The organism is Streptomyces araujoniae (genome assembly GCF_050871195.1).
Taxonomy (GTDB): domain Bacteria; phylum Actinomycetota; class Actinomycetes; order Streptomycetales; family Streptomycetaceae; genus Streptomyces; species Streptomyces bacillaris.
Map to the genome: position 1 here is coordinate 5,655,084 of NZ_CP194070.1, position 24,434 is coordinate 5,679,517.

Genomic DNA, 24,434 nt, shown 5'->3' on the forward strand with positions numbered 1-24,434 from the left:
GGCGCGCGCTCCCACAACGGGTGGCGGCGCCGCCTTCCGGGCCGGGTTGTGGGGCGCACCGCCATTACCCGGCCCGCCGCGCGCTTCCTACGGTGACGGACCTCGGCGGCACTGTCCTGCGGTGCCGCCGCCGGACCACGGGAGGTCACGTTGCCGTACGTCACGCCATCGCACCCCGCACCACCGGCACCAGCAGCACGGACCGGACGGCCGCGCGGCGGGCGCCCGCTGGGCCGCCTCGCCGCCGCGCTCGCCGCCGCCGTCACCCTCGCCACGGGAGCCGCGCCCGTCGCCCCGGCCACCGAGGCCCGGGCGGCGGTCCCCCGGGCGGCCGCGGCCCTCGAACGGGTCACGGACTTCGGCGCCAACCCCGGCGCCCTGACCATGTACGTCCACCGCCCCGCGGCGCTCCCCGCGAACGCCCCCGTCGTCGTCGCCCTGCACGGCTGCACCCAGAACGCGCAGCTCTACGCCGACAACTCCGGGCTCGACACCTTCGCCGACCGGCACGGCTTCCTGGTCGTCTACGCCGAGACCACCACCGCCAACAACGCCAACAAGTGCTTCAACTGGTTCCAGACCGGCGACAACCGGCGCGGCCGGGGCGAGGCCGCCTCGATCCGGCAGATGGTCGCCCACGCCACCTCCGCGTACGGCACCGACCCGGCCCGCGTCCAGGTCACCGGGCTCTCGGCGGGCGGGGCGATGACCTCGGTGATGCTCGCCGCCTACCCGGAGGTGTTCACGGCGGGGGCGGTCGTCGCCGGGATCCCGTACGGCTGCGGGGTCGACGTCATCTCCGCGTTCGGCTGCATGAGCCCCGGCGCCGACCGCACCCCCGCCGCCTGGGCGCAGGCCGTCCGCGACGCCCACCCCGGGTACGCCGGACCCTGGCCCCGGGTCGCGATCTGGCACGGCGACAACGACCCCACCGTCGTCCCCCGCAACGCCGACGAACTGCGCGACCAGTGGACGGCCGTCCACGGCCTCGGCCAGACCCCGGACCGCACCTCCGCGCTCGCGCCGGACAACACCCGCAGGAGCGAGTACGTCACGGCCGACGGGCGGACGGCGGTCGAGGTGAACCGGGTGCCCGGCATCGGCCACGGCACCCCGGTCGCCCCGGGCACCGGCCCCCAGCAGTGCGGCGCCACCGGCACCCAGCACTTCATCGCGTCGATCTGCTCCAGCTACTGGATCACCCGGTTCTTCGGCCTGGACGGCACGGTGACCGAGCCGCCCACCGAGCCGCCGGTGGACCCGCCCACCGAGCCCGCCGCCTGCTGGACCGCCAGCAACTACGAGCACGTCCGCGCGGGCCGGGCCACCACCACCGGCGGCTACGCCTACGCGAAGGGCTCCGGCCAGAACCTCGGCCTCTACAACACCTTCGTGACCCGCACCCTCAAGGAGACCCCGCCGGGCCACTACACCATCGCCACCGGCTCCTGCCCGTAACCGATCACCCAACGGAGGTCTGACTCATGCCAGTTCACCCACCGCACCACCCCCGCCCCCGCCGGTGGCTCCGCCCCGCCGCCCTCGCCGCGGCCGCGCTGACCGCCTGGACGGCCGCCCCGGCCACCGCCGCGCCCCCGCCCCAGGACACCGCCCGCCCCGGCCACTGCACCCGCGCCGGCACGCTGAGAGTCCCGGGCGCCGAACACCAGCAAGCCTCCTGTCTGCGTGAGCTGACCACCGCCGGGACCGTCGCCTCCGGCCACACCGACCCCGCCGACTGGGCCGGGCTCACCCCGGAGGGGCTGGCCACCCCGCGAGGCGTCCCCGGCATCCAGATCGACGGCTACTTCCCCGACTCCTCCACCACCAACACCAACCACGGCTGGAACCACGACTCCCAGTTCGTCATCCGCCTCCCCGACCGCTGGAACGGCGGCCTGGTCGTCTCCGGCGCTCCCGGCGTCCGCGAGCAGTACGCCAACGACCGGGCCTTCGGAGACTGGGCGGTCGCCAACGGCTACGCGTTCGCCGCCACCGACAAGGGCGCGACCGGCGCCGCCTTCCACCGCGACGGCGAGACCCCCGGCGACGCGCTGGCCGAGGGCAACCACCGGGTCACCCAGCTCACCCGCGCCGCCCGCCAGGTGGTCGCCCGCCGCTACCAGCGCGCGCCCGCCCGCACCCTGGCCATGGGCATGTCCAACGGCGGCTATCTGGTGCGCTGGCAGCTGGAGAACCACCCCGAGCTGTACGACGGCGGCATCGACTGGGAAGGCACCCTCTGGCGCACCGAGGGGCCGAACCTCCTCACCTTCCTGCCGCCCGCCCTCCGGCACTACCCGGCGTACGCGGCCGGGGGCGCGGGCGCCGGGGAAGCCCACCGGGCGATGACGGCGGCGGGATACCCGGCCGGTTCGGAGTTCCTCTGGCCCTTCCACCACCAGTACTACTGGGACCTCACCCAGCGGATCTACCGGGAGGAGCTGGACCCGGAGTTCGACGGGGCGACCGAGGCCGGGACGCCGTTCTGCGCCCCGGGGACCCCGGCCTGCGACGCCGACTACGTCTACGCCGAGCGGCCGGAGCAGGTCCGCAGGGCCGTCGCCAAGATCGCCCTCACCGGCCGGATCGGCAAGCCGCTCATCACCTTCCACGGCACCTACGACGTGCTCCTGCCGATCTCCCGCAGCTCGGACGTCTACGCGCAGCTGGTGCGGCGGGAGGGCCGGGGCCATCTCCACCGGTACTACCGCGTCGAGGCGGGCACGCACGTGGACTCGCTGGCCGACGCCTTCCCCGGCCGGGTCCGCCCCCTGGTGCCGTGCCACCGCTCGGCCTCCGCCGCCCTGGAACGCTGGCTGGACCACGGCGTACGGCCGCCGTCCAGCCGCACGCTGGAGCTGCCCGCCGGGGCGGACCCGGCGAAGCTGCTCACGTACTGCCCGCTGACCGGTTAGGCAGTGGTGGCGGCCCCCACACCGGCCGCCGCCACTATGGCGACCGGTGCCATGGGATGTCCGGCCGGGTGTCTCTACCGTTTCCGGCCATGACGAGCCAATTTCACGCAGCGCCCGGTCCTACGGCGCGGGCCGCCCGCGCCGTGGACCTCAGCGGGCGCACCGCCCTGGTCACTGGTGGCGGCAGCGGCATCGGGCGGGCCACCGCCGAAGCGCTCGCCGGGGCCGGGGCCCTCGTGCACATCGCGGACCGGGACGCCGACGCCGCCAAGGCCGTCGCCGCCGCGACCGGCGGGGTGGCCCATGTCGTGGACCTCGCGGACGCCGAGGCGATCGGGGCGCTGCCGAGGGCGGTGGACATCCTGGTCAACAACGCGGGGCTGCAGCACGTGGCGCCCATCGAGGACTTCCCGCCGGACCGGTTCGCGCTGATCCAGCAGGTGATGCTGACCGCCCCGTTCCTCCTGATGCGGCACTGCCTCCCGCACATGTACGCCGGGGGGTGGGGCCGGCTGGTCAACGTCTCCAGCATGCACGGCCTGCGGGCCAGCCCCTTCAAGTCCGCCTACGTCGCCGCCAAGCACGGCCTGGAGGGGCTGAGCAAGGTCGCCGCCCTGGAGGGCGCCCCGCACGGGGTGACCAGCAACTGCGTCGACCCCGGTTACGTACGCACTCCGCTGGTCGAGGGGCAGATCGCCGCCCAGGCCGCCGCCCACGGCATCGCGCCGGAGGAGGTCGTGGCCGACGTGCTGCTGGACCGGTCCGCGATCAAGCGGCTGATCGAGCCCGAGGAGGTCGCCGCCGTCTGCCTTTGGCTCTGCGGCCCCCACACCTCGTACATCACCGGAGCCTCCCTCCCCGTCGACGGAGGCTGGGGCGCCCGCTGACCCCCACCCGTCTCCGGCCCCCACCGGAGCCGGGAGCACACCGAGCACGGCCCGCACCACCCGCACCCCCGTCCCTGATCCGCCCGCCAACGAAACACGGTGACTCACCATGGGTTCCCCAGCCTCCGCCCAGCCCTCCGCCCCGCCCGGCACCAGCCGCATCGGCCGGATCGTCGCGGCCAGCCTCGTCGGCACCACCATCGAGTGGTACGACTTCTTCCTCTACGGCTCGGCCGCCGCGCTCGTCTTCAACACGCTGTTCTTCCCCAGCAGCGACCCGCTCGTCGGCACCCTCCTGGCCTTCCTGACCTACGCGGTCGGCTTCGCCGCCCGGCCGCTCGGCGGGGTCGTCTTCGGCCACTACGGCGACAAGATCGGCCGCAAGAAGCTCCTGGTGATCAGCCTGCTCATGATGGGCGGCGCCACCTTCGCCATGGGGCTGCTGCCCACCCACGCCAGCATCGGCGTCTGGGCCCCGATCCTGCTGACCGTCCTCCGCCTGGTCCAGGGCTTCGCGCTCGGCGGCGAGTGGGGCGGGGCCGTCCTCCTCGTCTCCGAGCACGGCGGCGACCAGCGGCGCGGCTTCTGGGCCTCCTGGCCGCAGGCCGGCGCCCCCGGCGGCAACCTCCTCGCCACCGGTGTCCTCGCGCTGCTCGCCGCGGTCCAGTCCGACGAGGCCTTCCTCGCCTGGGGCTGGCGCATCCCGTTCCTGCTCTCCGGCGTCCTCGTGATGCTCGGCCTGTGGATCCGGATCTCCGTCGAGGAGTCCCCGGTCTTCCTGGAGGCGCAGAAGCGGACCCAGGAGGAGGCCGCGGCGGGCATCAAGGAGAAGCCCCCGGTCGTCGAGGTGTTCCGCAGGAGCTGGCGCGAGGTGCTCCTCGCCATCGGCACCCGGTTCGGGGAGAACATCTCGTACTACATCCTCACCGCGTTCCTCCTCGTCTACGTGACCGTGCACCTGGAGCTGTCCAAGAGCGCCGCCCTCAACGCCGTACTGATCGGCTCGGCCATCCACTTCGTCACCATCCCGCTCTGGGGCGCCCTCTCCGACCGGCTCGGGCGCCGGCCCGTCACCCAGATCGGCGCGATCGGCATGGCGCTCTGGGCGTTCGGCTTCTTCGCCCTGCTGGACACCAGGTCGTTCCCGGTGATCGTCCTCGCCGTCACCGTCGGGCTGCTGCTGCACGGCGCGATGTACGGGCCGCAGGCGGCGTTCATCTCCGAGATGTTCGACACGAAGGTCCGCTACTCCGGCGCCTCCATGGGCTCCCAGCTCGCCTCGATCATCGGCGGCGCGCTGGCCCCGATCATCGCGGTCGAACTGCTCAAGGACTACGGTTCCTCCGTCCCGATCTCCCTCTACCTCTGCTTCGCCTCCGTGGTCACCGCGGTGACCGTGTGGATCGCGAAGGAGACCCGGGGCCGCGACCTGGCCAAGGACGGCCTGGACGGTTCGGTCCCGGTCGCGCCGGCCGCCGCCACCCGCAAGGACTCGGTCCCGCTCGGCCGTTGATCCCGCGCCCTCCCCCGTACCGCTCCGGCGGCGCGGGGGAGCGGCCGTCCCGTCCGCTCCGTCCGTTCCGTCCGCCGACTCCCGGGAGGCGACCACCGTATGCTCACCGGCGTGACAGCCCCCGGACCCCGGCATTCCGCCACCGCCCTGCGCGGGCTGCTCGACCTGCTGGCCCACGGCGCGGCGGCCGAGGAGTTCGAGCGGCCCGCCGCCACCGCCCGGGAGGCGGGCGCCCCCGCCGCCGAACTGGCCGAGATCACCGAGGCCACCGCCGTGGCGCTGCGCATCCGGCGCACCCTCGGCCAGCACCGGGTCCGCGAGGCCCAGCTCACCGCCCTCTTCGACACCGCCAGCGACCTCGCCGCCCTCCGCGACCTGGACGCCGTGCTGCGGGCCATCGTCCACCGGGCCAAACTCCTGCTCGGCACCGACGTCACCTACCTCTCCCTCAACGACGACGCGGCGGGCGACACCTACATGCGGGTCACCGACGGATCGGTGGCCGAGGCCTTCCAGCGGGTCCGGCTCGGCATGGGCGAGGGGCTCGGCGGGCTCGTCGCCCAGACCGCCCGCCCGTACGCCACCGGCGACTACGCGGCCGACACCCGCTTCCACCACACCACCACCATCGACAGCGCCGTCCTGGACGAGGGGCTGCGCGCGATCCTCGGCGTACCGCTGCGGCTCGGCAGCCGCATCATCGGCGTCCTGTACGCCGCCGACCGGGCGCCCCGAGAGTTCACCGCCGGGGAGGTGGCGCTGCTCTCCTCACTGGCCGACCACGCGGCCATCGCCATCGACGGGGCCCGGCTGCTGGAGGAGACCCGGGCCGCGCTCGTCGACCTCAACGCCGCCTCCGAGACCATCCGCACCCACAGCGAGGCGATGCGCCGGGCCGAGGAGGCCCACGACCAGCTCACCGACCTCGTCCTGCGCGGCGGCGGGGCCGACGACGTGGCCGCCGCCCTCGCGGACATCCTGGACGGCGGCATCCTCATCCACGACGCGGACGGCGCCGAACTCGCCCGCGCCCGCACCGGACCCCAGCCGCCGCCCACCCCGGCCGTCGCCGCCTCCCGGGCCCGGGGCCGGGCCGTTCCCCTCGACGGCACCTGGGTCTGCGCGGTCCTCGCCGGGCCCGAACTCCTCGGCTCCATCGCGCTCACCGGCCGGGCGGACCTCGCGGACGCCGACCGGCTGCTCTTCGAGCGGGCCAGCGTGGTCACCGCGCTCCTGATGCTGCTGCGCCGCTCGGTGGCCGAGACGGAGGACCGGGTCCGGGGAGAGCTGCTGGGCGACCTGCTCTCGCGCACCGGCGACCCGGGCACCCTCACCGCCCGGGCCCGCCGCCTCGGCGTCGACCTGGGCCGCCGGCACAGCGTGTTCGCGGCCCACGGCGAGGTCGCCCCGCGCCACCGCCTGCTGGCCGCCGCCGCCCGCAGCGCCCAGGCCCGCGACGGCCTGGCCGGTCTCCACCACGACCACGTCGTCCTGGTCGTCCCCTCCGACACCCCGGGGTCCGACGCCCGGGCGCTCGCCGCCGAACTGGGCCAGGCGGCCGGCTGCCCGGTCACCGTCGGCGCGGCGGGACCCGCCACCGGCCCGGCCGAGCTCCCCGGCGCCCACGACGAGGCGGCCCGCTGCCTCTCCGCCCTGCGCGCGCTCGGCCACACCGGGAGCGGCGGGGCCACGGCGGACCTGGGCTTCATCGGCGTACTCCTGGGCGACCAGGCCGATCTCGGCGGATACGTACGCCGGACGCTCGGCCCGGTCCTGGACTACGACGCGGCACGCTCCACGGACCTGGTCACCACCCTGGACGCGTACTTCGCCCAGGGCGCGAGCCTCACCCGCACCAAGACGCTGCTCCACGTCCACGTGAACACGGTGGTGCAGCGGCTGGAGCGCATCGGCCGCCTCCTGGGCCCGGACTGGAACGAGCCGCCGCGCACGCTGGAGATCCAACTGGCGCTGAGACTGCACCGCCTGACGCAGGGCCCGTAGCCCCGGCGGCGGTCGGCGCCTCACCGCGTCCGGGCCCGAAACGGTCCGGCACCCCGAGCGGACCGGACCGTCGGAGCACCACCGCGTCCCGGATCAGGGCAGGCCGATCTCCAGCCAGGGGCTCATCATGATCCCGGACGCGCCGCGCCCCCACCTCGGCGCGCCCGGACCACCGGCGGCCCGGCGGCCGCCTGCCGGCCCGCCGCCCGGTCCTTGTCGGCTCCGGTCGTCCTCGCCCTGTCGCGGTCGCGCATGTGTCCCTCGTCCGACGGTGGAGTACGGCACCCTCCTGCCGACCGTCCGGAGCCCCCCGCACCAGAGGCGCCGGGGCAGCGGGCGGGGCCGGGCGGCCATGCCGGTCTGCCCCGGGAGGCCGGGCCCTCGTACGGGTGATCCACCGGACGGTGACATCGCCAGGTGTAGCGGTCCGGATACTCTTCGTGAATGGTCTTGAGGTGGCGGTGTCGGCTCCAGCGGTTCCGGCCGTTCCGGTCCGTGCTGCTGCCGTTGCTGGCCATCCTCGTCACCGCTCACCTCGCCGGAGCGGCACACGCCTCACCGGGGGCCGTTCCGCACGAGGTGTGGCCGGCAGCGGCGGCTTCCGGCGGGCACGCTCCGCACTCCCCGGCCGAACGGGTCGTCCCGTTCCACGAGCACGACCACCACGGTCACATGGACCACTCCGTCGACCGCCCACGGGCGGCGGACGACGCTCCGACCGGCCCGTCGGCCGACGGGGTCCGGGTGGCGGAACCCGTCACGGGCCCGTCGCGGACGCCGTGCGGGGCCGGACCGCGTCCTTCCGTACCGGCCCGTCCCTTCGACTCCTCCCTGCTCTGCGTCTGGCGGCTGTAGGAGCGGTGCCCCCGCACGCCCGCGCCCGCCCCGGAGGGCGGGCGCGCCGCAGGCGTGCCCGCCACCGCCCGCACACCGCCATCTGCCTGCGCCGCGCCTCAGCGGCGCGGAGGAGCCACCTCATGCACCACGTCTCCCTGCTCGACGACTCCGGGGCCCTGGCCCCGGTCGCGTTCGCCCCGCCCCCGCTCGTGGCACGGCGTCCCGCCCAACTCGTCGGCAACACCCCTCTGCTCTGGATCGACCAGCCGTTCGCGCAGCCCGGCAAGGGGTTCTTCGCCAAGCTGGAGGGCCGCAACCCCGGCGGGATCAAGGACCGTCCCGCCCTGCACATGATCCGCCGGGCACGCGGTCGCGGGGAGCTCCGCCGCGGTGCTCCGATCGTGGAGTCCTCCAGCGGAACGCTCGGGCTCGGTCTGGCTCTGGCGGGACTCACCTACGGTCACCCCGTGACGGTCGTGACCGACCCGGGGATGGAGCCCGCCGTCGTGCGCCTGCTGGGCTCCCTCGGCGCGCAGGTCGACCGGGTCGACGCCCCGCACCCGCGCGGTGGATGGCAGGAGGCCCGGCGGGAGCGGGTCGCGGAGCTGCTGGCCGCCCGGCCGGGGGCGTACTGCCCCGACCAGTACGCCAATCCGGACAACGTGGCGGCCTACCGGCCGCTGGCCGGTGAGTTGACCGCCCAGGTGGGCCGGGTCGACGTGCTCGTCGCGGCCGTGGGGACCGGGGGGCACTCCGCCGGGATCGCGGCCGGGCTCCGCGAGTCGTCCCCCGGCCTGCGGGTGATCGGTGTGGACTCGGTCGGCTCGGCGATCTTCGGCCAGCCGCCCGGCACCCGGCTGATGCGCGGACTGGGGTCGAGCATCCATCCGGCGAACGTGGACTACGCGGCCTTCGACGAGGTGCACTGGGTCGCCCCCGCCGAGGCGGTGTGGGCGTGCCGTCAGCTCGCCCGCCGGCACCATGCGTCGGGCGGGTGGAGCGTGGGCGCCGTGGCGCTGGTCGCGGGCTGGGCGGCGCGCACGATGTCCCCGGGCACGCGCATCGTCGCCGTGTTCCCCGACGGGCCCTACCGGTACCTGGGCACGGTCTACGACGACGCCTGGTGCGAGCAGCACGGTCTGCTGGGGGACCGGCCCCCGCAGGAACCCCGTACGGTCGCGTCGTACGGCGAGTGCCTGGCGACCAGTTGGACGCGGTGCACGGAGGTCGTCGACCCGCTGCGGCGGTCACCTGACGCGGTGGTGGCCCGGTGAAGCGGCTGTACGCCCGATGGGCCACGTTCGACACCCCCGCACGGCTGCTGATGGTCAACCAGTTCGCCATCAACCTCGCCTTCTACATGCTCATGCCCTACCTGGCGGATCATCTCGCCGACGGGCTCGGCCTGGCCGCGTGGGCGGTCGGCCTGGTCCTGGGGGTACGGAACCTGTCCCAGCAGGGCATGTTCCTCATCGGCGGGACGCTGGCCGACCGCTACGGGTGCAAGCCGATGATCCTGGCCGGCTGCGCGCTGCGGACCGTGGCGTTCGTCCTGCTGGCCGTGGGACAGACCCTGCCGAGCCTGGTGGTGGCCTCCGCGCTGACCGGGCTGGCGGGTGCTCTGTTCAACCCCGCCGTACGCGCCTACCTCGCCGCCGACGCGGGGGAGGAGCAGCGGGTGGAGGCGTTCGCCGTCTTCAACGTGTTCTACCAGGCGGGCATCCTCGTGGGGCCGCTCGCCGGACTCGCCCTGCTGGCCTTCGACTTCACGCTGGTCTGCTTCGTCTCGGCGGCGATCTTCGGGGTCCTGGCGGTGCTCCAGGGCCGGGCGCTGCCGGCGCGGCCACCGGCCGAACGGCCGGAGGGGGCAGCACCGCGGTCGGTGCTGGCGGACTGGCGGTCCATCGCGGCCGACCGGCCGTTCCTGCTCTTCGCCCTGGCCATGTCCGGTTCCTACGTGCTGGCCTTCCAGGTGTACCTCGCCCTGCCGCTCAGGGCCCGGGAGGTGTTCGGTGAACAGGCCGGCGCGGTCACGGCCCTGGTGTTCTCGGTCTCGGCCCTGGCCGCGCTGTCGGGACAGCTGCGGCTGACGGCCTGGGCGAAGCGGACCCTGTCGGGGCCGCGGGCCATCGCCGGCGGTCTGGCCCTCATGGGCATGGCCTTCGTCCCCCTGGTCCCGGCCCCCACGGCCGGACCGACGGGCCGGGTGGCGGGCGCCGTGGCGCTCGCCGGGTGCGCGGCGCTGCTCGCGTGGGGCGGGGCCCTGCTGTATCCGTTCGAGATGGACACCGTGGTACGCCTGTCCGGCGACGGGCTGGTGGCCACCTACTACGGCGCCTACAACACCGTGTCGGGCCTGGTGATCTCCTGCGGAAACCTGCTGGTGGGCAAGGTGTTCGACACCGGTGTCGGGTGGCTTCCCTGGGCCTGCCTGGCCGTGACCGGACTGCTGTGCGCCGCATCGGTCCTCGGTCTGGAACGGAGCGGACACCTGCGGCCCGCCCCGGTGCCCGCCCCCGCCTGACGGGCGGAACCGGCGGGCGCGGTGCGGCGTGCCTCGGGCGAACGCCCGGGCGGGAGGGCCCCGCCGGCGCTGAACGATACGAACGCGCTGGTCAGGGCCCTTCCGCCTAGCACTCGATGATGTTCACCGCCAGCCCGCCCCGGGCCGTCTCCTTGTATTTGACGGACATGTCCGCGCCCGTCTCCTTCATCGTCTTGATGACCTTGTCCAGCGAGACCTTGTGGCTGCCGTCGCCCCGCAGCGCCATCTTCGCCGCCGTCACGGCCTTCACCGCCGCCATGCCGTTGCGCTCGATGCACGGGATCTGGACGAGGCCGCCGACCGGGTCGCAGGTCAGGCCGAGGTTGTGCTCCATGCCGATCTCGGCGGCGTTCTCCACCTGCTCGGGGGAGCCGCCCAGGACCTCGGCGAGGGCGCCGGCGGCCATGGAGCAGGCCGAGCCGACCTCGCCCTGGCAGCCGACCTCGGCGCCGGAGATGGAGGCGTTCTCCTTGAAGAGGAGGCCGATCGCGCCGGCGGCGAGGAGGAAGCGGACGACGCTGTCCTCCTTCTCCGCCTCGGTGCAGCCGTGGGAGGCGAAGTTCATGTAGTAGTGCAGGACGGCCGGGATGATGCCCGCCGCGCCGTTGGTGGGGGCGGTGACCACGCGGCCGCCCGCCGCGTTCTCCTCGTTGACCGCCATCGCGTAGAGCGTGATCCACTCCATCGCGTGGGCCTGCGGGTCGCCCTCGGCGCGCAGCTGGCGGGCCGAGTTGGCGGCGCGGCGGCGGACCTTGAGGCCGCCGGGGAGGATCCCCTCGCGGGTCATGCCGCGCGAGACGCAGGCCTGCATGACCCGCCAGATGTCCAGCAGGCCCGCGCGGATCTCCGCCTCGGTGCGCCAGGCCAGCTCGTTCTCCAGCATCATCTGCGAGATGGAGAGGCCGGTCTCGCGGGCCAGGCGGAGCAGCTCGTCGCCCGTGCGGAACGGGTGGCGCAGGGCCGTGTCGTCCGGGACGATCGGGTTCTCGCCCGCCACCGCGTCCTCGTCCACCACGAAGCCGCCGCCGACCGAGTAGTACGTCTTCTCCAGGACCGGGGCGCCCTCGGTGTCGTACGCGAAGATCGTCATCCCGTTGGCGTGGTACGGGAGCGCCTTGCGGCGGTGCAGGATCAGGTCCTCGTCGAAGTCGAAGGCGATCTCGTGCATGCCGAGCAGGTTGATCCGGCCCGAGGAACGGATCTCGTCGACCCGGGCGTCGGCGGACTCGACGTCGACCGTCTGCGGGGACTCGCCCTCCAGGCCGAGCAGGACCGCCTTCGGCGTGCCGTGGCCGTGGCCGGTCGCGCCGAGCGAGCCGTACAGCTCGGCGCGTATCGAGGTCGTGTGCGCGAGCAGTCCCTCGTTCTTCAGGCGGCGCGCGAACATCCGGGCGGCCCGCATCGGGCCCACCGTGTGGGAGCTGGACGGGCCGATGCCGACCGAGAAGAGGTCGAAGACCGAGATGGCCACGGGAGGACTCCTTGGGGGGTTGGAAGACGCCGTTGTCTGCCTGGGCGGTGCGGGGACAAGCGGGGCAAGCGGGGTGAAAACTTCGAACCGGGGGCGTGGAACGGGGCACCGCGCTCACTCTCCTCAGTGTGCGCGGTGCCCCGTCTCGGTGCGCGGAACCGCAGGCCAGGTGCTACTTCAGGCCGGGGTACAGCGGGAACTTCTCGGCCAGCGCCACCACGCGGGCCTTGAGGTCGTCCGCGTCGTACGACGGCTTGAGGGCGGCGGCGATGATCTCCGCGACCTCCGCGAAGTCCTCGGCGCCGAAGCCGCGGGTGGCGAGCGCGGGGGTGCCGATCCGCAGGCCCGAGGTGACCATCGGGGGGCGCGGGTCGTTCGGGATGGCGTTCCGGTTGACCGTGATGCCCAGCTCGTGGAGCCGGTCCTCGGCCTGCTGGCCGTCCAGCTCGGAGTTGCGCAGGTCGACCAGGACCAGGTGCACGTCGGTGCCGCCGGAGAGGACGGAGACGCCCACCTCGGTGACGTCCGGCTGGACCAGGCGCTCGGCCAGGATGCGGGCGCCGTCCAGGGTGCGCTGCTGGCGCTCCTTGAACTCCTCGCCCGCCGCGATCTTGAACGAGACCGCCTTGGCCGCGATCACGTGCTCCAGCGGGCCGCCCTGCTGACCCGGGAAGACCGCCGAGTTGATCTTCTTGGCCAGCTCCTGCGTGGAGAGGATCACGCCGCCGCGCGGACCGCCGAGGGTCTTGTGCGTGGTGGTGGTGACGACGTGGGCGTGCGGCACCGGGTTGGGGTGCAGCCCGGCCGCGACCAGGCCCGCGAAGTGGGCCATGTCGACCATGAGGTACGCGCCGACCTCGTCCGCGATCCGGCGGAAGGCGGCGAAGTCCAGCTGGCGCGGGTAGGCGGACCAGCCGGCGACGATCAGCTTCGGCTGGGACTCCTTGGCGAGCCGCTCGACCTCCTCCATGTCCACCAGGCCGCTCTCGTCGACGTGGTACGGGACCACGTTGTAGAGCTTGCCGGAGAAGTTGATCTTCATGCCGTGGGTCAGGTGACCGCCGTGGGCCAGGTTCAGGCCCATGATCGTGTCGCCCGGCTTCAGCAGCGCGAACATCGCGGCGGCGTTCGCCTGCGCACCGGAGTGCGGCTGGACGTTGGCGGCCTCGGCGCCGAACAGGGCCTTGATCCGGTCGATCGCGATCTGCTCGACCACGTCGACGTGCTCACAGCCACCGTAGTAGCGGCGGCCCGGGTAGCCCTCGGCGTACTTGTTGGTGAGGACGGAGCCCTGCGCCTCCATGACCGCGACCGGAGCGAAGTTCTCCGAGGCGATCATTTCGAGGGTGGACTGCTGACGGTGGAGCTCGGCGTCGACGGCGGCGGCGACGTCCGGGTCCAGCTCGTGGAGGGAGGAGTTCAGAAGCGACATCAGGGGGTCCCTTAAGGTCTCAGTTGCCGGAGAACGCGGTGTACTCGTCGGCGGAGAGCAGGTCGGCCGGCTCCTCCGTGACGCGCACCTTGAACAGCCAGCCGCCCTCGAAGGGAGCGGAGTTCACCAGCGAGGGGTCGTCCACGACGTCCTGGTTGAACGCCGTCACCTCACCGGTCACCGGCGAGTACAGGTCGCTGACGGACTTGGTCGACTCCAGCTCACCGCAGGTCTCGCCCGCGGTCACCGTGTCACCGACCTCCGGGAGCTGGGCGTAGACGACGTCACCGAGCGCGTTGGCCGCGTACTCCGTGATGCCGATCGTGGCCACGCCGTCCTCGACGGCCGACAGCCACTCGTGCTCCTTGCTGTACCGCAGCTGCTGGGGGTTGCTCATGACCTGAATTCTCCTGTACGCGGGGGAGTGCTGATGAACGGTGGTCTTACGGTGTGAGACGGAGGTACGTCACTTCCGTGACGCCTGCGCGCCGGTGCGGAGGGATCGGAATGCCCCGTTCCCTCCGGGATATCACTTCTGGCGCTTGTAGAACGGCAGCGCGACGACCTCGTACGGCTCGTGCGTGCCCCGGATGTCCACGCCCACGCCCTCGGTGCCCGGGGCGGCGAAGGCCGCGTCCACGTACGCCATGGCGATCGGCTTGCCCAGGGTGGGGGAGGGGGCGCCGGAGGTGACCTCGCCGATCACCTTGCCGTCCGCCACCACCGAGAAGCCCGCGCGCGGGACCCGGCGGCCCTCGGCGACCAGGCCGACCAGCTTGCGCGGCGGGGCGGTCTCGGCGCGCTCGGCGGCGGCCGTCAGCGCCTCGCGCCCGACGAAGTCGCCCTCCTTCTCGAACTTCACCACCCGGCCCAGACCCGCGTCGAACGGGGTGAGCGCCGTCGTCAGCTCGTGCCCGTACAGCGGCATGCCCGCCTCCAGGCGCAGCGTGTCCCGGCAGGAGAGGCCGCAGGGGATCAGGCCGTGCGGGGCACCGGCCTCCGTCAGCGCCTGCCACAGGGCCTCGGCGTGCTCGGGCGCGACGAACAGCTCGAAGCCGTCCTCGCCGGTGTAGCCGGTACGGGCGATGAGCGCCGGGACCCCGGCGACCGTGCCCGGCAGGCCCGCGTAGTACTTCAGCCCGTCCAGGTCCGCGTCGGTGACGGCCTTCATGATGGCGGGGGACTCGGGGCCCTGGACCGCGAGCAGCGCGTACGCGTCCCGGTCGTCGCGCACCTCGGCGTCGAAGCCGCCGACGCGCCCGGTCAGCGCGTCCAGCACGATCTGGGCGTTGCCCGCGTTGGCGACCACCATGTACTCGGTCTCGCCCAGCCGGTAGACGATCAGGTCGTCGACGATCCCGCCGTCCTCCTGGACGATCATCGTGTAGCGGGCCCGGCCGTTGCCGACGGTGGCGATGTTGCCCACCAGCGCGTAGCTCAGGAAGGCCGCGGCCTCGGGGCCGGTGACGGTGATCTCGCCCATGTGCGAGAGGTCGAAGAGCCCGGCCCGGGTCCGTACGGCGTTGTGCTCGTCGCGCTCGCTCGCGTACCGCAGGGGCATGTCCCAGCCCGCGAAGTCGGTCATGGTGGCGCCGAGCGAGCGGTGAGTCGCGTCGAGGGCGGTGAGACGGGGGGCAGTGCTCATGGGCATGGCTCCAGGGCATGACGACGTCGGGACGGAGATCCTCCCCATCTGTCATCGGAACCTGAGAGGTTCGCCGATAGCCCCGCAGGGGGGTATGCCCCCGGTCGCGGGGGTCGGCTTGCACCTTGGGTGGAGCCGCCGGGGCGGCCCGCTTTTCAGATCTGCCTCATCCACGCGGTACGGGGCCTGAGAGATTCAAGGGAGGATCTTGCTCCTTCGGCGCCCGGCTCACACTGTGGCCGGAACTCTCCCGCGCGGATTCGAACGGCCGGTATGCAGTTGGCGCGGTCATCATCGCACGCATTGCGCCGGAGTGGGGAGGCCGGTCCACAACGGGTCGGTGAACGCCGGGAACGGTTGTGGAGCCTTGCCGTTTCTTTACACTTCAGGAGCAGGCGTGGGCGGCCCGACAGCAGGGGGATGGGCGATGGCGTTGCAGCGGTCGGTACCGGCCGGGGTCGCGCACGGCGCGATGCCCGCACAGCCCGGCGCAGCCGTACCGGAAGGGGCCGCACCGCACGGTGCCTCCCCGGGCGAGGTGATCACCTCGCCCGCGCCGGTGGTACGGGATCTGCGCGGGCGCACCGGCCACGCTCCGTACAGCCTCGATTTCGCCGCCGGGGACATCGTCGTCGTCTCCGGGCTCCCCGGCGGCGGCAAGTCCACCCTGATCCGGCAGGCCGTCACCGGCCGGGCGATCGACTCCCAGGACGCCCGCGACCGCTGGGCCGCCGCCCTGCCCCCCTTACTCCCCTACGCCCTCTACCGCCCCCTGGTCCGCGCCGCCCACTACCTCGGGCTCCGGGCCGCCCTGCGCTCCGGCGAGTCCGTCGTCGTCCACGACTGCGGTACGCAGACCTGGGTACGGAGCTGGCTCGCCCGGCACGCCGCCCGCCGGGGCCGCCTCCTCCATCTGATCCTCCTCGACGTGGACCCCGCCACCGCCCGGCAGGGCCAGCGGCAGCGCGGCCGGGGCGTCTCCGGATACGCCTTCGCCCGCCACCGGCACGCGGTGGCCCGGCTGCTCCACGCGACCGAACAGGGCGTGCTCTTCGCCGGCTGCGGTTCGGCGGTCCTGCTGGACCGCGCGGCGGCGAGCGCGCTGAGCCGGATCTCCTTCACCGACGGCGAGGTCCCGGCCGCGCGCGCCGGTTAAGGTTCTGGCCGGGCGACGACAGCGCCGAGCGACGACAGGCGACAGCGCCGAGCGACGACAGCGGAGAGAGGCACCGAGGACGTGGACATTCCGGCACCGGCCCAGGCGAACCCCCAGCACATATGGCCCGCCAACGAGCTGGAAGAGGTGCTGGCCGCCTCCCTCGGCGTCCCCGACGCGGGCGCCCGCCTCGTCGAGGTGCTCGGCCGCAGCTCGGTCTGGGTGCCGCTGCCCAACGGGGGCTCGCCCGCCAGCGCCGACCTGGACCTGCCGATGATGGACATCGAGGGCGCCGCGTACGTCCCGGTCTTCAGCTCCGAGGGCCAGTTCCTCAGCTGCGTCGGCGGCCACATGTCCTTCGCCGTGGCCCCCGCCCGTGACTTCGCCCGGGGGCTGCCCCCGCAGGTCGGCATCGCGGTGAACCCGGGCGGCGCGGTCGGCATACCGGTCCCCCCGCCCGCCGTCGCCGACCTCTGCCGGGCCGGGCGCACCGCCCTGGACGGACCCGCCACCGGCGGCCGCGTACGGCTGTTCGAGCCGGACTGGCAGCACGACCCGGTCGACCTCCTCACCGCCGTCTCCGCCGAGTTCGAGGCCACCGGCGTGGTCTCCACCGCCCGCCGCGCCCTCGCCAGCATCGAGGGCGGCGACCCCGTCCTCTTCGTCGGCGTCGAGTGCGCCTCCTGGGACGGTACGGGCAACGCCCCGATGGACGCCCTGGGGCGGGCGCTCGGCCGCGTCGAGGTGCCGTGGCCGGTGAACCTGGTCCTGCTGGACGTGGCCGACGACCTGGTCGGCGACTGGATGCGGGAGAAGGTGCGGCCCTTCTACCGCCGCGAGGGCCACTGAACGGACCGGCGGCACGGGCCGCCGGCGGGCGCGTACGGAGCGGCGGCCCGGCGGGCACCGGCCGCGTTCGCAGGGCTCCCGGGGCGGGCACCCGCGGACCGTGGCGTCAAGCCGGTGTCAGAACTGGCGCATAAGCTGGTTTGATGGCGGGGTCGCTCCCGTGTGCCCGGGAGCGTCGGCGCGAGTCGGACGGAACGATGAGGGGCGGGACCAGGGTGAGTGCGTCAGGCACCGCGGCGGCCGGCAAGGTCGAGCACATGCTGCGCCAGGTCGGTCCCGGGCGTTACGACGCCTACGAGGAACTGCTCGCGGCCCTCGCCGACGGCCGGATCTGGATGCTGCTCTGGCACGGCACGGCCGGCTCCCCGGACGCGCAGTACGGCTCCATGGAGGTCGACGGCCTGGGGTACGCCCCCTGTGTCACCTCGGCCCAGGAGCTGTCCGCCAGCGGCTGGACCCGCGCCCACGAGCTGGTCTCCGGCCGGGACATCGCCCGCACCCTCTTCCCCGACCGCTGGGGCATCTGGCTCAATCCGCACGCCCCCGGCGGCGGTGTCGGCATCCCCTGGCTCGACCTGCGCCGGATCTCCACCGGTCTGGACCGGCTCCCCGCCGGACCGCTCCGGCTCACCGAACCCGCCGTGGAGCTGCCGCAGTTCTACGCCCAGCTCACCCAGAACGCCCACCGCACCCCCGCCGTCCGCTCGCTGCGCCGCGCCTGGGTGCACCCCGCGGTGGGTGTCCCGTACCTCGCGATCGGGCTCGATCTCTACGATTCCGGGCGCGCCTCCGTCGACGCGGTGCGCACGATGATGCGGCAGTCGATCGGCGCGGTCCCCGACGGGCTGCCCGTCTCGACCGTCGCCCTGTCCGACGAGTACGACCCGGTCGCGATGTGGCTGCGGGCCAACGCCCGGCCGTTCTACGACCGCGAGCCGCACGCCCCGGCGGGCCCGCCGCCGGCCCCCGCCCCGGGATACGGCTACCCGCCCCAGCACCACCGCTGACCCGCTCGGCCGGGCCCCGCCGCGTCGCCCGCAGGCCCCGCCGGACCGCGGGTCCCCGCGGAGCCCCTGACCTGCCCGGCAGCCCCGCGCCGCCGAACATCCCCAGATGTCCGGCCTGTTAACTGCCCTCGCGGGGATGTCCCGGAACTGGATGTTTTGTCAACTGTCCGGGTCTCGACTAGGTCTCACCGCTATCCGGACTGTTCTCTTGCGGCATACCCCGTCTGTAGTGTGCGGCCATCAACCTCACCACATGGCGAACCAGGGGTGGACCCATGCGCATATTCAAGTCCCGGGCTGTCCGGGCGATCACGACAGCGGTCGCTGTCGGTCTGATCGCCACGGGCTGTTCCAGCGAGCGGGACGAGGGCGGCTCCAAGGGGGGCGACAAGGACACCTTCGTCTTCGCCGGCTCCGGTGACCCCGGCTCCCTCGACCCGGCCCTCGCGACCGACGGCGAGACGTTCCGCGTCACCCGTCAGGCGTTCGAGGCCCTGCTGGAGCACGAGTCCGGCGGCAGCGAGCTGGTCGGCGGCCTCGCGGAGAAGTGGTCGAGCGACCCGTCGGGCAAGGTCTGGACGTTCAACCTGCGCCAGGGCGTGAAGTTCCACGACGGCGAGGTGCTCAACGCCGCCGCGGTCTGCGCGAACTACGACCACTGGTTCAACTGGAAGGGCACGTACCAGTCCAGCGCGGTCTCCTACTACTGGCAGACCATCATGGGCGGGTTCGCGAAGAACGAGGACGCCGAGGCGCCCAAGCCGAACTACAAGTCCTGCACCGCCAAGGACGAGAACACCGCGGTGATCGAGGTCAACGAGACCTCGGCCAACCTGCCGGGCGGCTTCTCCCTCCAGGCGCTCGCGATCCACTCGCCGAAGGCGATCAAGGAGTACGAGAAGCAGGAGGCGACGGCCAAGGGCGACGCCATCACGTACCCCAAGTACAGCCAGGAGGCCGGCACGGTCGCCGGTACCGGCCCGTACAAGATCGTCAAGTGGAACAAGGGCAACAAGGAAGTCTCCCTGGAGCGCTTCGACGACTACTGGGGCGACAAGGCCAAGGTGAAGAACCTGGTCTTCCGCACCATCTCCACCGAGGAGACCCGCCGCCAGGCGCTCCAGGCCGGTGACATCGACGGCTACGACCTGGTCTCGCCCGCCGATGTGACGACGCTGGAGAAGCAGGGCTTCGAGGTCCCGACCCGCGACGTCTTCAACATCTTCTACGTCGGCATGACCCAGTCGGCCAACCCGGCGCTGAAGAAGCCCGAGGTCCGGCAGGCCATCACGCACGCCATCGACCGCGAGAACCTGGTCAAGACCCAGCTGCCCGAGGGCGGCAAGGTGGCGACCCAGTTCATGCCCGACACGGTCGCCGGCTTCTCCGACAAGGTGAAGACGTACCCCTTCGACACCGCCAAGGCGAAGGACCTCCTCAAGCAGGCCGGCGAGGAGAAGCTCAGCGTCGAGTTCTGCTACCCGACCGAGGTCACCCGCCCGTACATGCCCGCCCCGCAGGACCTCTTCGAGCTGATGAAGGCCGACCTGGAGAAGGCCGGCATCACCGTCAAGCCGAAGGCCATGAAGTGGGCCCCGGACTACCTGGACGCCACCGAGTCCGGCTCCTGCGCCCTGCACCTGCTGGGCTGGACCGGTGACTTCAACGACGGCTTCAACTTCATCGGCACCTGGTTCGCCAAGCCCGACAAGCAGTGGGGCTTCAAGGACGAGAAGATCTTCGACGCCGTGAACGCGGCCTCCAAGGTCGCCGACGCCGCGGGCCGCACCGAGGCGTACAAGAAGGCCAACGAGGCGATCATGGAGTACGTCCCGGGCGTGCCGATCTCGTCGTCCCCGCCGGCGATCGCGTTCGCCAAGAACGTCAACCCGCCGAAGGTCTCCCCGCTGACGCAGGAGAACTTCGCCGAGGTCTCCTTCAAGTAATCGCACACCAGCGGGTCCGCCCGGCCACAGCTACCAGGTGGCCGGGCGGACCCGCATCAACGCACGTGAGAAAGGGGCATGCGGGGTGCTGCGACTCGTCGTCAGAAGACTTCTCCAGCTCATTCCCACCCTGCTCGGCCTGTCGGTCCTGCTGTTCCTCTGGCTGAACCGACTGCCCGGCGGACCCGCATCGGCGATCCTGGGCGAGCGGGCCACCGAAGCCGAAGTGGCGAGGATCAACCGTGCACTCGGGCTCGACGAGCCGGTGCACGTCCAGTACTGGCGCTTCCTGAAGCGCATCTTCGAGCTCGATCTCGGAACCTCCACCCAGACCGGGCAGCCGGTGTGGGACGAATTCGCCCTGCGCTTCCCGGCCACCGTGGAGCTGTCCATCGCCGCGATCCTCATCGCCGTGGCCGTCGGCATCCCGATGGGCTACCTGGCGGCGAAGCGGCGCGGCGGCTGGCTGGACGTCGCGTCCGTCTCCGGATCGCTGCTCGGCATCTGCATCCCGGTCTTCTTCCTCGCCATGCTGCTGCGCGGGATCTTCTCCGTCCAGCTGGGCTGGTTCCCGAGCCAGGGGCGGCTCACCACCGGCCTCAACGCCACCGACATCACCGGATTCGCCGTCCTGGACGGGCTGCTGACCGGTGAGTTCGACGCGAGCTGGGACGCGATCATGCATCTGGTGCTGCCCGCCCTCGCGCTCGCCTCGATCCCGCTCGCCGTCATCGTCCGGATGACCCGCGCCAGCGTCCTGGAGGTGCTCGGCGAGGACTACATCCGCACCGCCGAGTCCAAGGGCCTGGACAAGCGCGTCGTGCGCGGCCGGCACGTGCTGCGCAACGCGCTGCTGCCGGTGATCACCGCGGTCGGCCTGCTGACCGGCAGCCTGCTCTCCGGCGCGGTGCTCACCGAGTCCGTCTTCGACTTCGGCGGCATCGGCTCGTTCATCCGTACCGCGATCGACGGCCGCGACTACCCGGTCCTCGTCGGGTTCATTCTCTTCATCGCGATGGTGTACGTGCTGATCAACCTGCTGGTCGACCTCGCGTACAGCATCATCGACCCGAGAGTGCGGGTGCACTGACGTGACGATTCTGACCAACAAGGCAGACAAGATCGACCGTCTCGCCGAGCTGACCCAGAGCTCCGAGTCCGTCTCGGGCAGCAGCCTGTGGCGCGAGGCGTTCCGCCGGATGCGCTCCAGCAAGATGGCCATCATCGGCGCGGCCATCATCGCCGCGTTCGTGGTCGTCGCCGTCGTCGGGCCGATGCTCGCCCCGCACGGCCCCACCGCCCAGAACTGGCGCGCCGAAGTCTTCCCCAACCAGGGCAAGTTCGTCGGCATGCGCGGTGAGAACTGGTTCGGCCTGGACCACCTGGGCCGCGACATGTTCTCCCGCTGGCTCGTCGGCGCCCGGCAGACCCTCCTGGTCGGTGTGGTCTCCATGCTCATCGGCCTGATCGTCGGCGCCACGGTCGGCGTCCTCTCCGGTGCCGCCGCCACCCTCGGCGGCAAGATCGGCAAGCGCGTCGACACCGTCATCATGCGCATCACCGACATCATGCTGTCGCTGCCGTCCCTGCTGCTGGCCGTCTCCATCGCCGCCGTGCTCGGACAGTCGCTGACCACCGTGATGATCGCCGTCGGTGTCGTCCAGATCCCCATCTTCGCCCGCCTGCTGCGCGGTTCCATGCTCGTGCAGGGCGGCGCGGACTACGTGCTCGCCGCGAAGGCGGTCGGCATCCGGCGCAAGCGGATCGTGCTGACCCAGATCCTGCCGAACTCGCTCAGCCCGGTGATCGTCCAGGCCACGCTGAGCCTCGCCACCGCGATCATCGAGGCGGCGGCCCTCTCCTACCTGGGGCTCGGCAACCCCGACCCGGCCGTTCCCGAGTGGGGCGTGATGCTCTCCCAGGCACAGCGCTTCTTCGACAACGAGCCGATGATGGCCGCCTATCCGGCCATCGGGATCATCATCACCGCACTCGGCTTCACCCTGCTCGGCGAGGCCATGCGCGAAGCCCTCGACCCGAAGCTGCGAGGCTGACATCCCATGCCACTGCTCTCAGTTGAAGAACTCAGCGTCACCTTCACCGCGCGCGGCCGCAAGGACGCCACGGCCGTGGACGGCGTCTCCTTCGACGTCGACCAGGGCCAGGTCGTGGGCCTGGTGGGCGAGTCCGGGTGCGGCAAGTCCGTCACCTCGCTCGCCCTGATGGGGCTGCTGCCCCGCAAGGGCGTACGGATCGGGGGGCGGGCCGAGTTCGACGGACGGAACCTGCTGACCCTCGGCGAGCGCAAGCTCCGCGACATGCGCGGCAGCCAGCTCGCGATGATCTTCCAGGACCCGCTCTCCTCGCTGAACCCGGTCGTCCCCATCGGCATCCAGGTCACCGAGATCCTCCAGCGCCACCGCGGCCTCAAGGGCGAGAAGGCCCGCAAGGAAGCGGCCCACCTGCTCGACCGGGTCGGCATCCCCGACCCGGACCGGCGGCTCAAGGAGTACCCGCACCAGCTCTCCGGCGGGATGCGCCAGCGTGCGCTGATCGCCATGGCGGTGGCCTGCGCGCCCCGCCTGCTGATCGCGGACGAGCCGACCACGGCGCTCGACGTGACCATCCAGGCCCAGATCCTGGAGCTGCTCAAGGAACTGGTCGACCAGGAGGGCACCGCCCTGCTGATGATCACCCACGACCTGGGCGTCGTCGCCGGCCTCTGCGACGAGGTCAACGTCCTCTACGCGGGCCGGGCCGTGGAGTCGGCGGACCGCCGCGAGCTGTTCGCCCACCCCACCCACCCGTACGCGCACGGGCTGCTCGGCTCCATCCCGCGGCTCGACGCGCCCCGCGGCGAGCCGCTCAACCCGATCCGCGGCTCCATCAACGACAAGATCGCCTGGGCCGACGGCTGCGCCTTCGCACCCCGGTGCGACCACTACACGATGGAGTGCCTCACCGGCACCCCCGAACTGACCGAACCACGCGCGGCCGGACACCAGGTCCGCTGCGTCAACCCGGTCCTGCCCACCGCGGAGGTCCCGGCATGAGTCTGCTCGAACTGGACGGCGTCAAAGTCCACTTCCCGGTGAAGAAGGGCCTCTTCTTCGACCGTACGGTGGGCCACGTCTACGCCGTCGACGGTGTCTCGCTCAGCGTGGAGGCGGGCCAGACCTACGGCCTGGTCGGTGAGTCCGGGTGCGGCAAGACGACGCTCGGCCGTGCGGTGCTGCGGCTGAACGACATCACCGAGGGCGCGGTCGTCTTCGACGGCACCGACCTCGCGCAACTGCCCGCCGAGGAGATGCGGACCTTCCGCCGCCGCCTCCAGATGGTCTTCCAGGACCCGCTGGGCAGCCTCAACCCCCGGCAGAACATCGAGTCGATCCTGTCCGAGGGCATGGCCGCCCACAACATCGGCAAGGACCAGACCGAGCGCCGGGAGAAGATCAAGGAGATCCTCGCCAGGGTCGGGCTGCCGGCCAACGCGCTCTCCCGCTACCCGCACGAGTTCTCCGGCGGCCAGCGCCAGCGCATCGGCATCGCCCGCGCGCTGGTCCTGGAACCGGACGTCATCATCTGCGACGAGCCCGTCTCGGCGCTCGACGTCTCGGTCCAGGCGCAGGTCATCAACCTGCTGGAGGAGCTCCAGGAGTCGCTGGGCCTCACCTATCTGGTGATCGCCCACGACCTCGCGGTGGTCCGGCACATCTCGGACGTCATCGGGGTGATGTACCTGGGGGGCCTGGTCGAGGAGGCGCCGAGCGACGCGCTGTACGCGGGGCCCCGGCACCCGTACACCAAGGCGCTGATGTCGGCCGTCCCGGTGCCCGACCCGGAGGTGGAGGACCGCCGCGAGCGCATCCTGCTCCACGGCGACCTGCCCTCCCCGGCCAACCCGCCGGCCGGCTGCCGCTTCCACACCCGCTGCCCGTGGGTGCAGGAGACCAAGTGCGCCACCGAGCGCCCGCCGCTGCTCGACACCGGCGACGGCCACCGGGTCGCCTGCCACTTCACGGCCGAGATCGAGGCCGGGACGGTCAAGCAGACCCTGGCCACCGGCATCGAGGCGGTCGTCGCCACGGAGGCGGTCGCGGCCGAGGCGGTCGAGGTCTCCGAGGGCGACGCACCGGAGGGGGCCGCCCAGGTGCCGGGCCAGGCCGACGCACCCGTCGCCGTGCCCGCGAAGGACGGAGCCGCCGAGTAGGACCGGCACAATTG

20 protein-coding genes and 1 riboswitch are annotated in these 24,434 nt (G+C 72.6%); of the genes, 16 read left to right on the forward strand and 4 right to left on the reverse strand.

From position 1 onward, the window contains the following. Nucleotides 1-150 precede the first annotated feature (150 nt). From ACQ9ZG_RS24490 to ACQ9ZG_RS24525, 8 genes are all read left to right on the forward strand, one after another. Nucleotides 151-1,458, forward strand: coding sequence for an extracellular catalytic domain type 1 short-chain-length polyhydroxyalkanoate depolymerase (locus ACQ9ZG_RS24490; RefSeq protein ID WP_499281238.1), 1,308 nt, complete (start codon nucleotides 151-153; stop codon nucleotides 1,456-1,458). Between the two features lie 26 nt (nucleotides 1,459-1,484). Then, nucleotides 1,485-2,918, forward strand: a complete 1,434-nt coding sequence (locus ACQ9ZG_RS24495; protein WP_499281239.1) for a 3-hydroxybutyrate oligomer hydrolase family protein — start codon at nucleotides 1,485-1,487, stop codon at nucleotides 2,916-2,918. 89 nt (nucleotides 2,919-3,007) lie between these two features. After that, on the forward strand, nucleotides 3,008-3,805 hold the full coding sequence (locus ACQ9ZG_RS24500; protein WP_032754903.1) for a 3-hydroxybutyrate dehydrogenase: 798 nt from the start codon (nucleotides 3,008-3,010) through the stop codon (nucleotides 3,803-3,805). Between the two features lie 109 nt (nucleotides 3,806-3,914). Beyond that, entirely contained in the window at nucleotides 3,915-5,318 is a 1,404-nt protein-coding gene (locus ACQ9ZG_RS24505) for an MFS transporter (RefSeq protein ID WP_109917621.1), read from the forward strand. 99 nt (nucleotides 5,319-5,417) lie between these two features. Then, nucleotides 5,418-7,322, forward strand: coding sequence for a helix-turn-helix domain-containing protein (locus tag ACQ9ZG_RS24510; protein WP_499281240.1), 1,905 nt, complete (start codon nucleotides 5,418-5,420; stop codon nucleotides 7,320-7,322). Between the two features lie 495 nt (nucleotides 7,323-7,817). Continuing rightward, entirely contained in the window at nucleotides 7,818-8,177 is a 360-nt protein-coding gene (locus ACQ9ZG_RS24515) for a hypothetical protein (protein ID WP_109915517.1), read from the forward strand. A 122-nt stretch (nucleotides 8,178-8,299) separates the two neighbouring features. Then, nucleotides 8,300-9,433, forward strand: a complete 1,134-nt coding sequence (locus tag ACQ9ZG_RS24520) for a PLP-dependent cysteine synthase family protein (protein ID WP_109915516.1) — start codon at nucleotides 8,300-8,302, stop codon at nucleotides 9,431-9,433. Next, on the forward strand, nucleotides 9,430-10,683 hold the full coding sequence (locus ACQ9ZG_RS24525) for an MDR family MFS transporter (protein WP_109915515.1): 1,254 nt from the start codon (nucleotides 9,430-9,432) through the stop codon (nucleotides 10,681-10,683). The genes ACQ9ZG_RS24520 and ACQ9ZG_RS24525 overlap by 4 nt, the downstream gene beginning before the upstream one ends. 106 nt (nucleotides 10,684-10,789) lie before the next feature. On the opposite strand, the gene ACQ9ZG_RS24530 is transcribed toward ACQ9ZG_RS24525, so the two are convergent. The 4 genes from ACQ9ZG_RS24530 to gcvT form a co-directional block, all read right to left on the reverse strand. Then, nucleotides 10,790-12,175: an L-serine ammonia-lyase gene (locus ACQ9ZG_RS24530; RefSeq protein ID WP_028416473.1), complete on the reverse strand. Its 1,386-nt coding sequence runs from the start codon at nucleotides 12,173-12,175 to the stop codon at nucleotides 10,790-10,792. A gap of 172 nt (nucleotides 12,176-12,347) precedes the next feature. Continuing rightward, nucleotides 12,348-13,607: a serine hydroxymethyltransferase gene (gene glyA / locus ACQ9ZG_RS24535; RefSeq protein ID WP_018492302.1), complete on the reverse strand. Its 1,260-nt coding sequence runs from the start codon at nucleotides 13,605-13,607 to the stop codon at nucleotides 12,348-12,350. 19 nt (nucleotides 13,608-13,626) lie between these two features. After that, nucleotides 13,627-14,004 carry a glycine cleavage system protein GcvH gene (gene gcvH, locus ACQ9ZG_RS24540; protein ID WP_018492303.1) on the reverse strand — a complete coding sequence of 126 codons (378 nt, stop codon included), beginning with the start codon at nucleotides 14,002-14,004 and terminating at the stop codon, nucleotides 13,627-13,629. Between the two features lie 132 nt (nucleotides 14,005-14,136). Then, the gene (gene gcvT / locus ACQ9ZG_RS24545; RefSeq protein WP_136016923.1) at nucleotides 14,137-15,252 is read right to left on the reverse strand and encodes a glycine cleavage system aminomethyltransferase GcvT; all 1,116 of its coding nucleotides are present in this window, start codon (nucleotides 15,250-15,252) and stop codon (nucleotides 14,137-14,139) included. 165 nt (nucleotides 15,253-15,417) lie between these two features. Then, nucleotides 15,418-15,515: riboswitch (glycine riboswitch) on the reverse strand. A 164-nt stretch (nucleotides 15,516-15,679) separates the two neighbouring features. On the opposite strand from gcvT, the gene ACQ9ZG_RS24550 reads away from it, so the two are divergent. From ACQ9ZG_RS24550 to ACQ9ZG_RS24585, 8 genes are all read left to right on the forward strand, one after another. Then, complete coding sequence (locus tag ACQ9ZG_RS24550; protein ID WP_109917460.1) at nucleotides 15,680-16,408, forward strand: AAA family ATPase; 729 nt, start codon at nucleotides 15,680-15,682, stop codon at nucleotides 16,406-16,408. Between the two features lie 81 nt (nucleotides 16,409-16,489). Then, nucleotides 16,490-17,257: an enhanced serine sensitivity protein SseB gene (locus ACQ9ZG_RS24555; protein WP_499281241.1), complete on the forward strand. Its 768-nt coding sequence runs from the start codon at nucleotides 16,490-16,492 to the stop codon at nucleotides 17,255-17,257. A gap of 257 nt (nucleotides 17,258-17,514) precedes the next feature. Beyond that, the gene (locus ACQ9ZG_RS24560; RefSeq protein ID WP_050451256.1) at nucleotides 17,515-18,264 is read left to right on the forward strand and encodes an enhanced serine sensitivity protein SseB C-terminal domain-containing protein; all 750 of its coding nucleotides are present in this window, start codon (nucleotides 17,515-17,517) and stop codon (nucleotides 18,262-18,264) included. Between the two features lie 275 nt (nucleotides 18,265-18,539). Beyond that, nucleotides 18,540-20,210, forward strand: coding sequence for an ABC transporter substrate-binding protein (locus ACQ9ZG_RS24565; protein ID WP_028416479.1), 1,671 nt, complete (start codon nucleotides 18,540-18,542; stop codon nucleotides 20,208-20,210). Between the two features lie 85 nt (nucleotides 20,211-20,295). Further along, nucleotides 20,296-21,300: an ABC transporter permease gene (locus ACQ9ZG_RS24570; protein ID WP_018492309.1), complete on the forward strand. Its 1,005-nt coding sequence runs from the start codon at nucleotides 20,296-20,298 to the stop codon at nucleotides 21,298-21,300. Between the two features lies 1 nt (nucleotide 21,301). Next, nucleotides 21,302-22,264 carry an ABC transporter permease gene (locus ACQ9ZG_RS24575; protein ID WP_028416480.1) on the forward strand — a complete coding sequence of 321 codons (963 nt, stop codon included), beginning with the start codon at nucleotides 21,302-21,304 and terminating at the stop codon, nucleotides 22,262-22,264. Nucleotides 22,265-22,270: 6 nt separating this feature from the next. After that, a complete protein-coding gene (locus ACQ9ZG_RS24580; protein WP_028416481.1) occupies nucleotides 22,271-23,263 on the forward strand; it encodes an ABC transporter ATP-binding protein in 993 nt (330 codons plus the stop codon). Then, complete coding sequence (locus ACQ9ZG_RS24585) at nucleotides 23,260-24,420, forward strand: ABC transporter ATP-binding protein (protein ID WP_028416482.1); 1,161 nt, start codon at nucleotides 23,260-23,262, stop codon at nucleotides 24,418-24,420. The genes ACQ9ZG_RS24580 and ACQ9ZG_RS24585 overlap by 4 nt, the downstream gene beginning before the upstream one ends. Nucleotides 24,421-24,434 lie beyond the last annotated feature (14 nt).

Excerpts from the sequence above, each read along its gene's own strand:
- ACQ9ZG_RS24560 (WP_050451256.1), top strand. The coding sequence starts at position 17,515 with ATGCTGCGCCAGGTCGGTCCCGGGCGTTACGACGCCTACGAGGAACTG.
- glyA (WP_018492302.1), bottom strand. The coding sequence starts at position 13,607 with ATGTCGCTTCTGAACTCCTCCCTCCACGAGCTGGACCCGGACGTCGCC.
- ACQ9ZG_RS24580 (WP_028416481.1), top strand. The coding sequence starts at position 22,271 with ATGCCACTGCTCTCAGTTGAAGAACTCAGCGTCACCTTCACCGCGCGC.
- ACQ9ZG_RS24510 (WP_499281240.1), top strand. The coding sequence starts at position 5,418 with ATGCTCACCGGCGTGACAGCCCCCGGACCCCGGCATTCCGCCACCGCC.
- ACQ9ZG_RS24495 (WP_499281239.1), top strand. The coding sequence starts at position 1,485 with ATGCCAGTTCACCCACCGCACCACCCCCGCCCCCGCCGGTGGCTCCGC.
- gcvH (WP_018492303.1), bottom strand. The coding sequence starts at position 14,004 with ATGAGCAACCCCCAGCAGCTGCGGTACAGCAAGGAGCACGAGTGGCTG.
- ACQ9ZG_RS24550 (WP_109917460.1), top strand. The coding sequence starts at position 15,680 with ATGGCGTTGCAGCGGTCGGTACCGGCCGGGGTCGCGCACGGCGCGATG.
- gcvT (WP_136016923.1), bottom strand. The coding sequence starts at position 15,252 with ATGAGCACTGCCCCCCGTCTCACCGCCCTCGACGCGACTCACCGCTCG.
- ACQ9ZG_RS24505 (WP_109917621.1), top strand. The coding sequence starts at position 3,915 with ATGGGTTCCCCAGCCTCCGCCCAGCCCTCCGCCCCGCCCGGCACCAGC.
- ACQ9ZG_RS24500 (WP_032754903.1), top strand. The coding sequence starts at position 3,008 with ATGACGAGCCAATTTCACGCAGCGCCCGGTCCTACGGCGCGGGCCGCC.
- ACQ9ZG_RS24520 (WP_109915516.1), top strand. The coding sequence starts at position 8,300 with ATGCACCACGTCTCCCTGCTCGACGACTCCGGGGCCCTGGCCCCGGTC.
- ACQ9ZG_RS24585 (WP_028416482.1), top strand. The coding sequence starts at position 23,260 with ATGAGTCTGCTCGAACTGGACGGCGTCAAAGTCCACTTCCCGGTGAAG.
- ACQ9ZG_RS24565 (WP_028416479.1), top strand. The coding sequence starts at position 18,540 with ATGCGCATATTCAAGTCCCGGGCTGTCCGGGCGATCACGACAGCGGTC.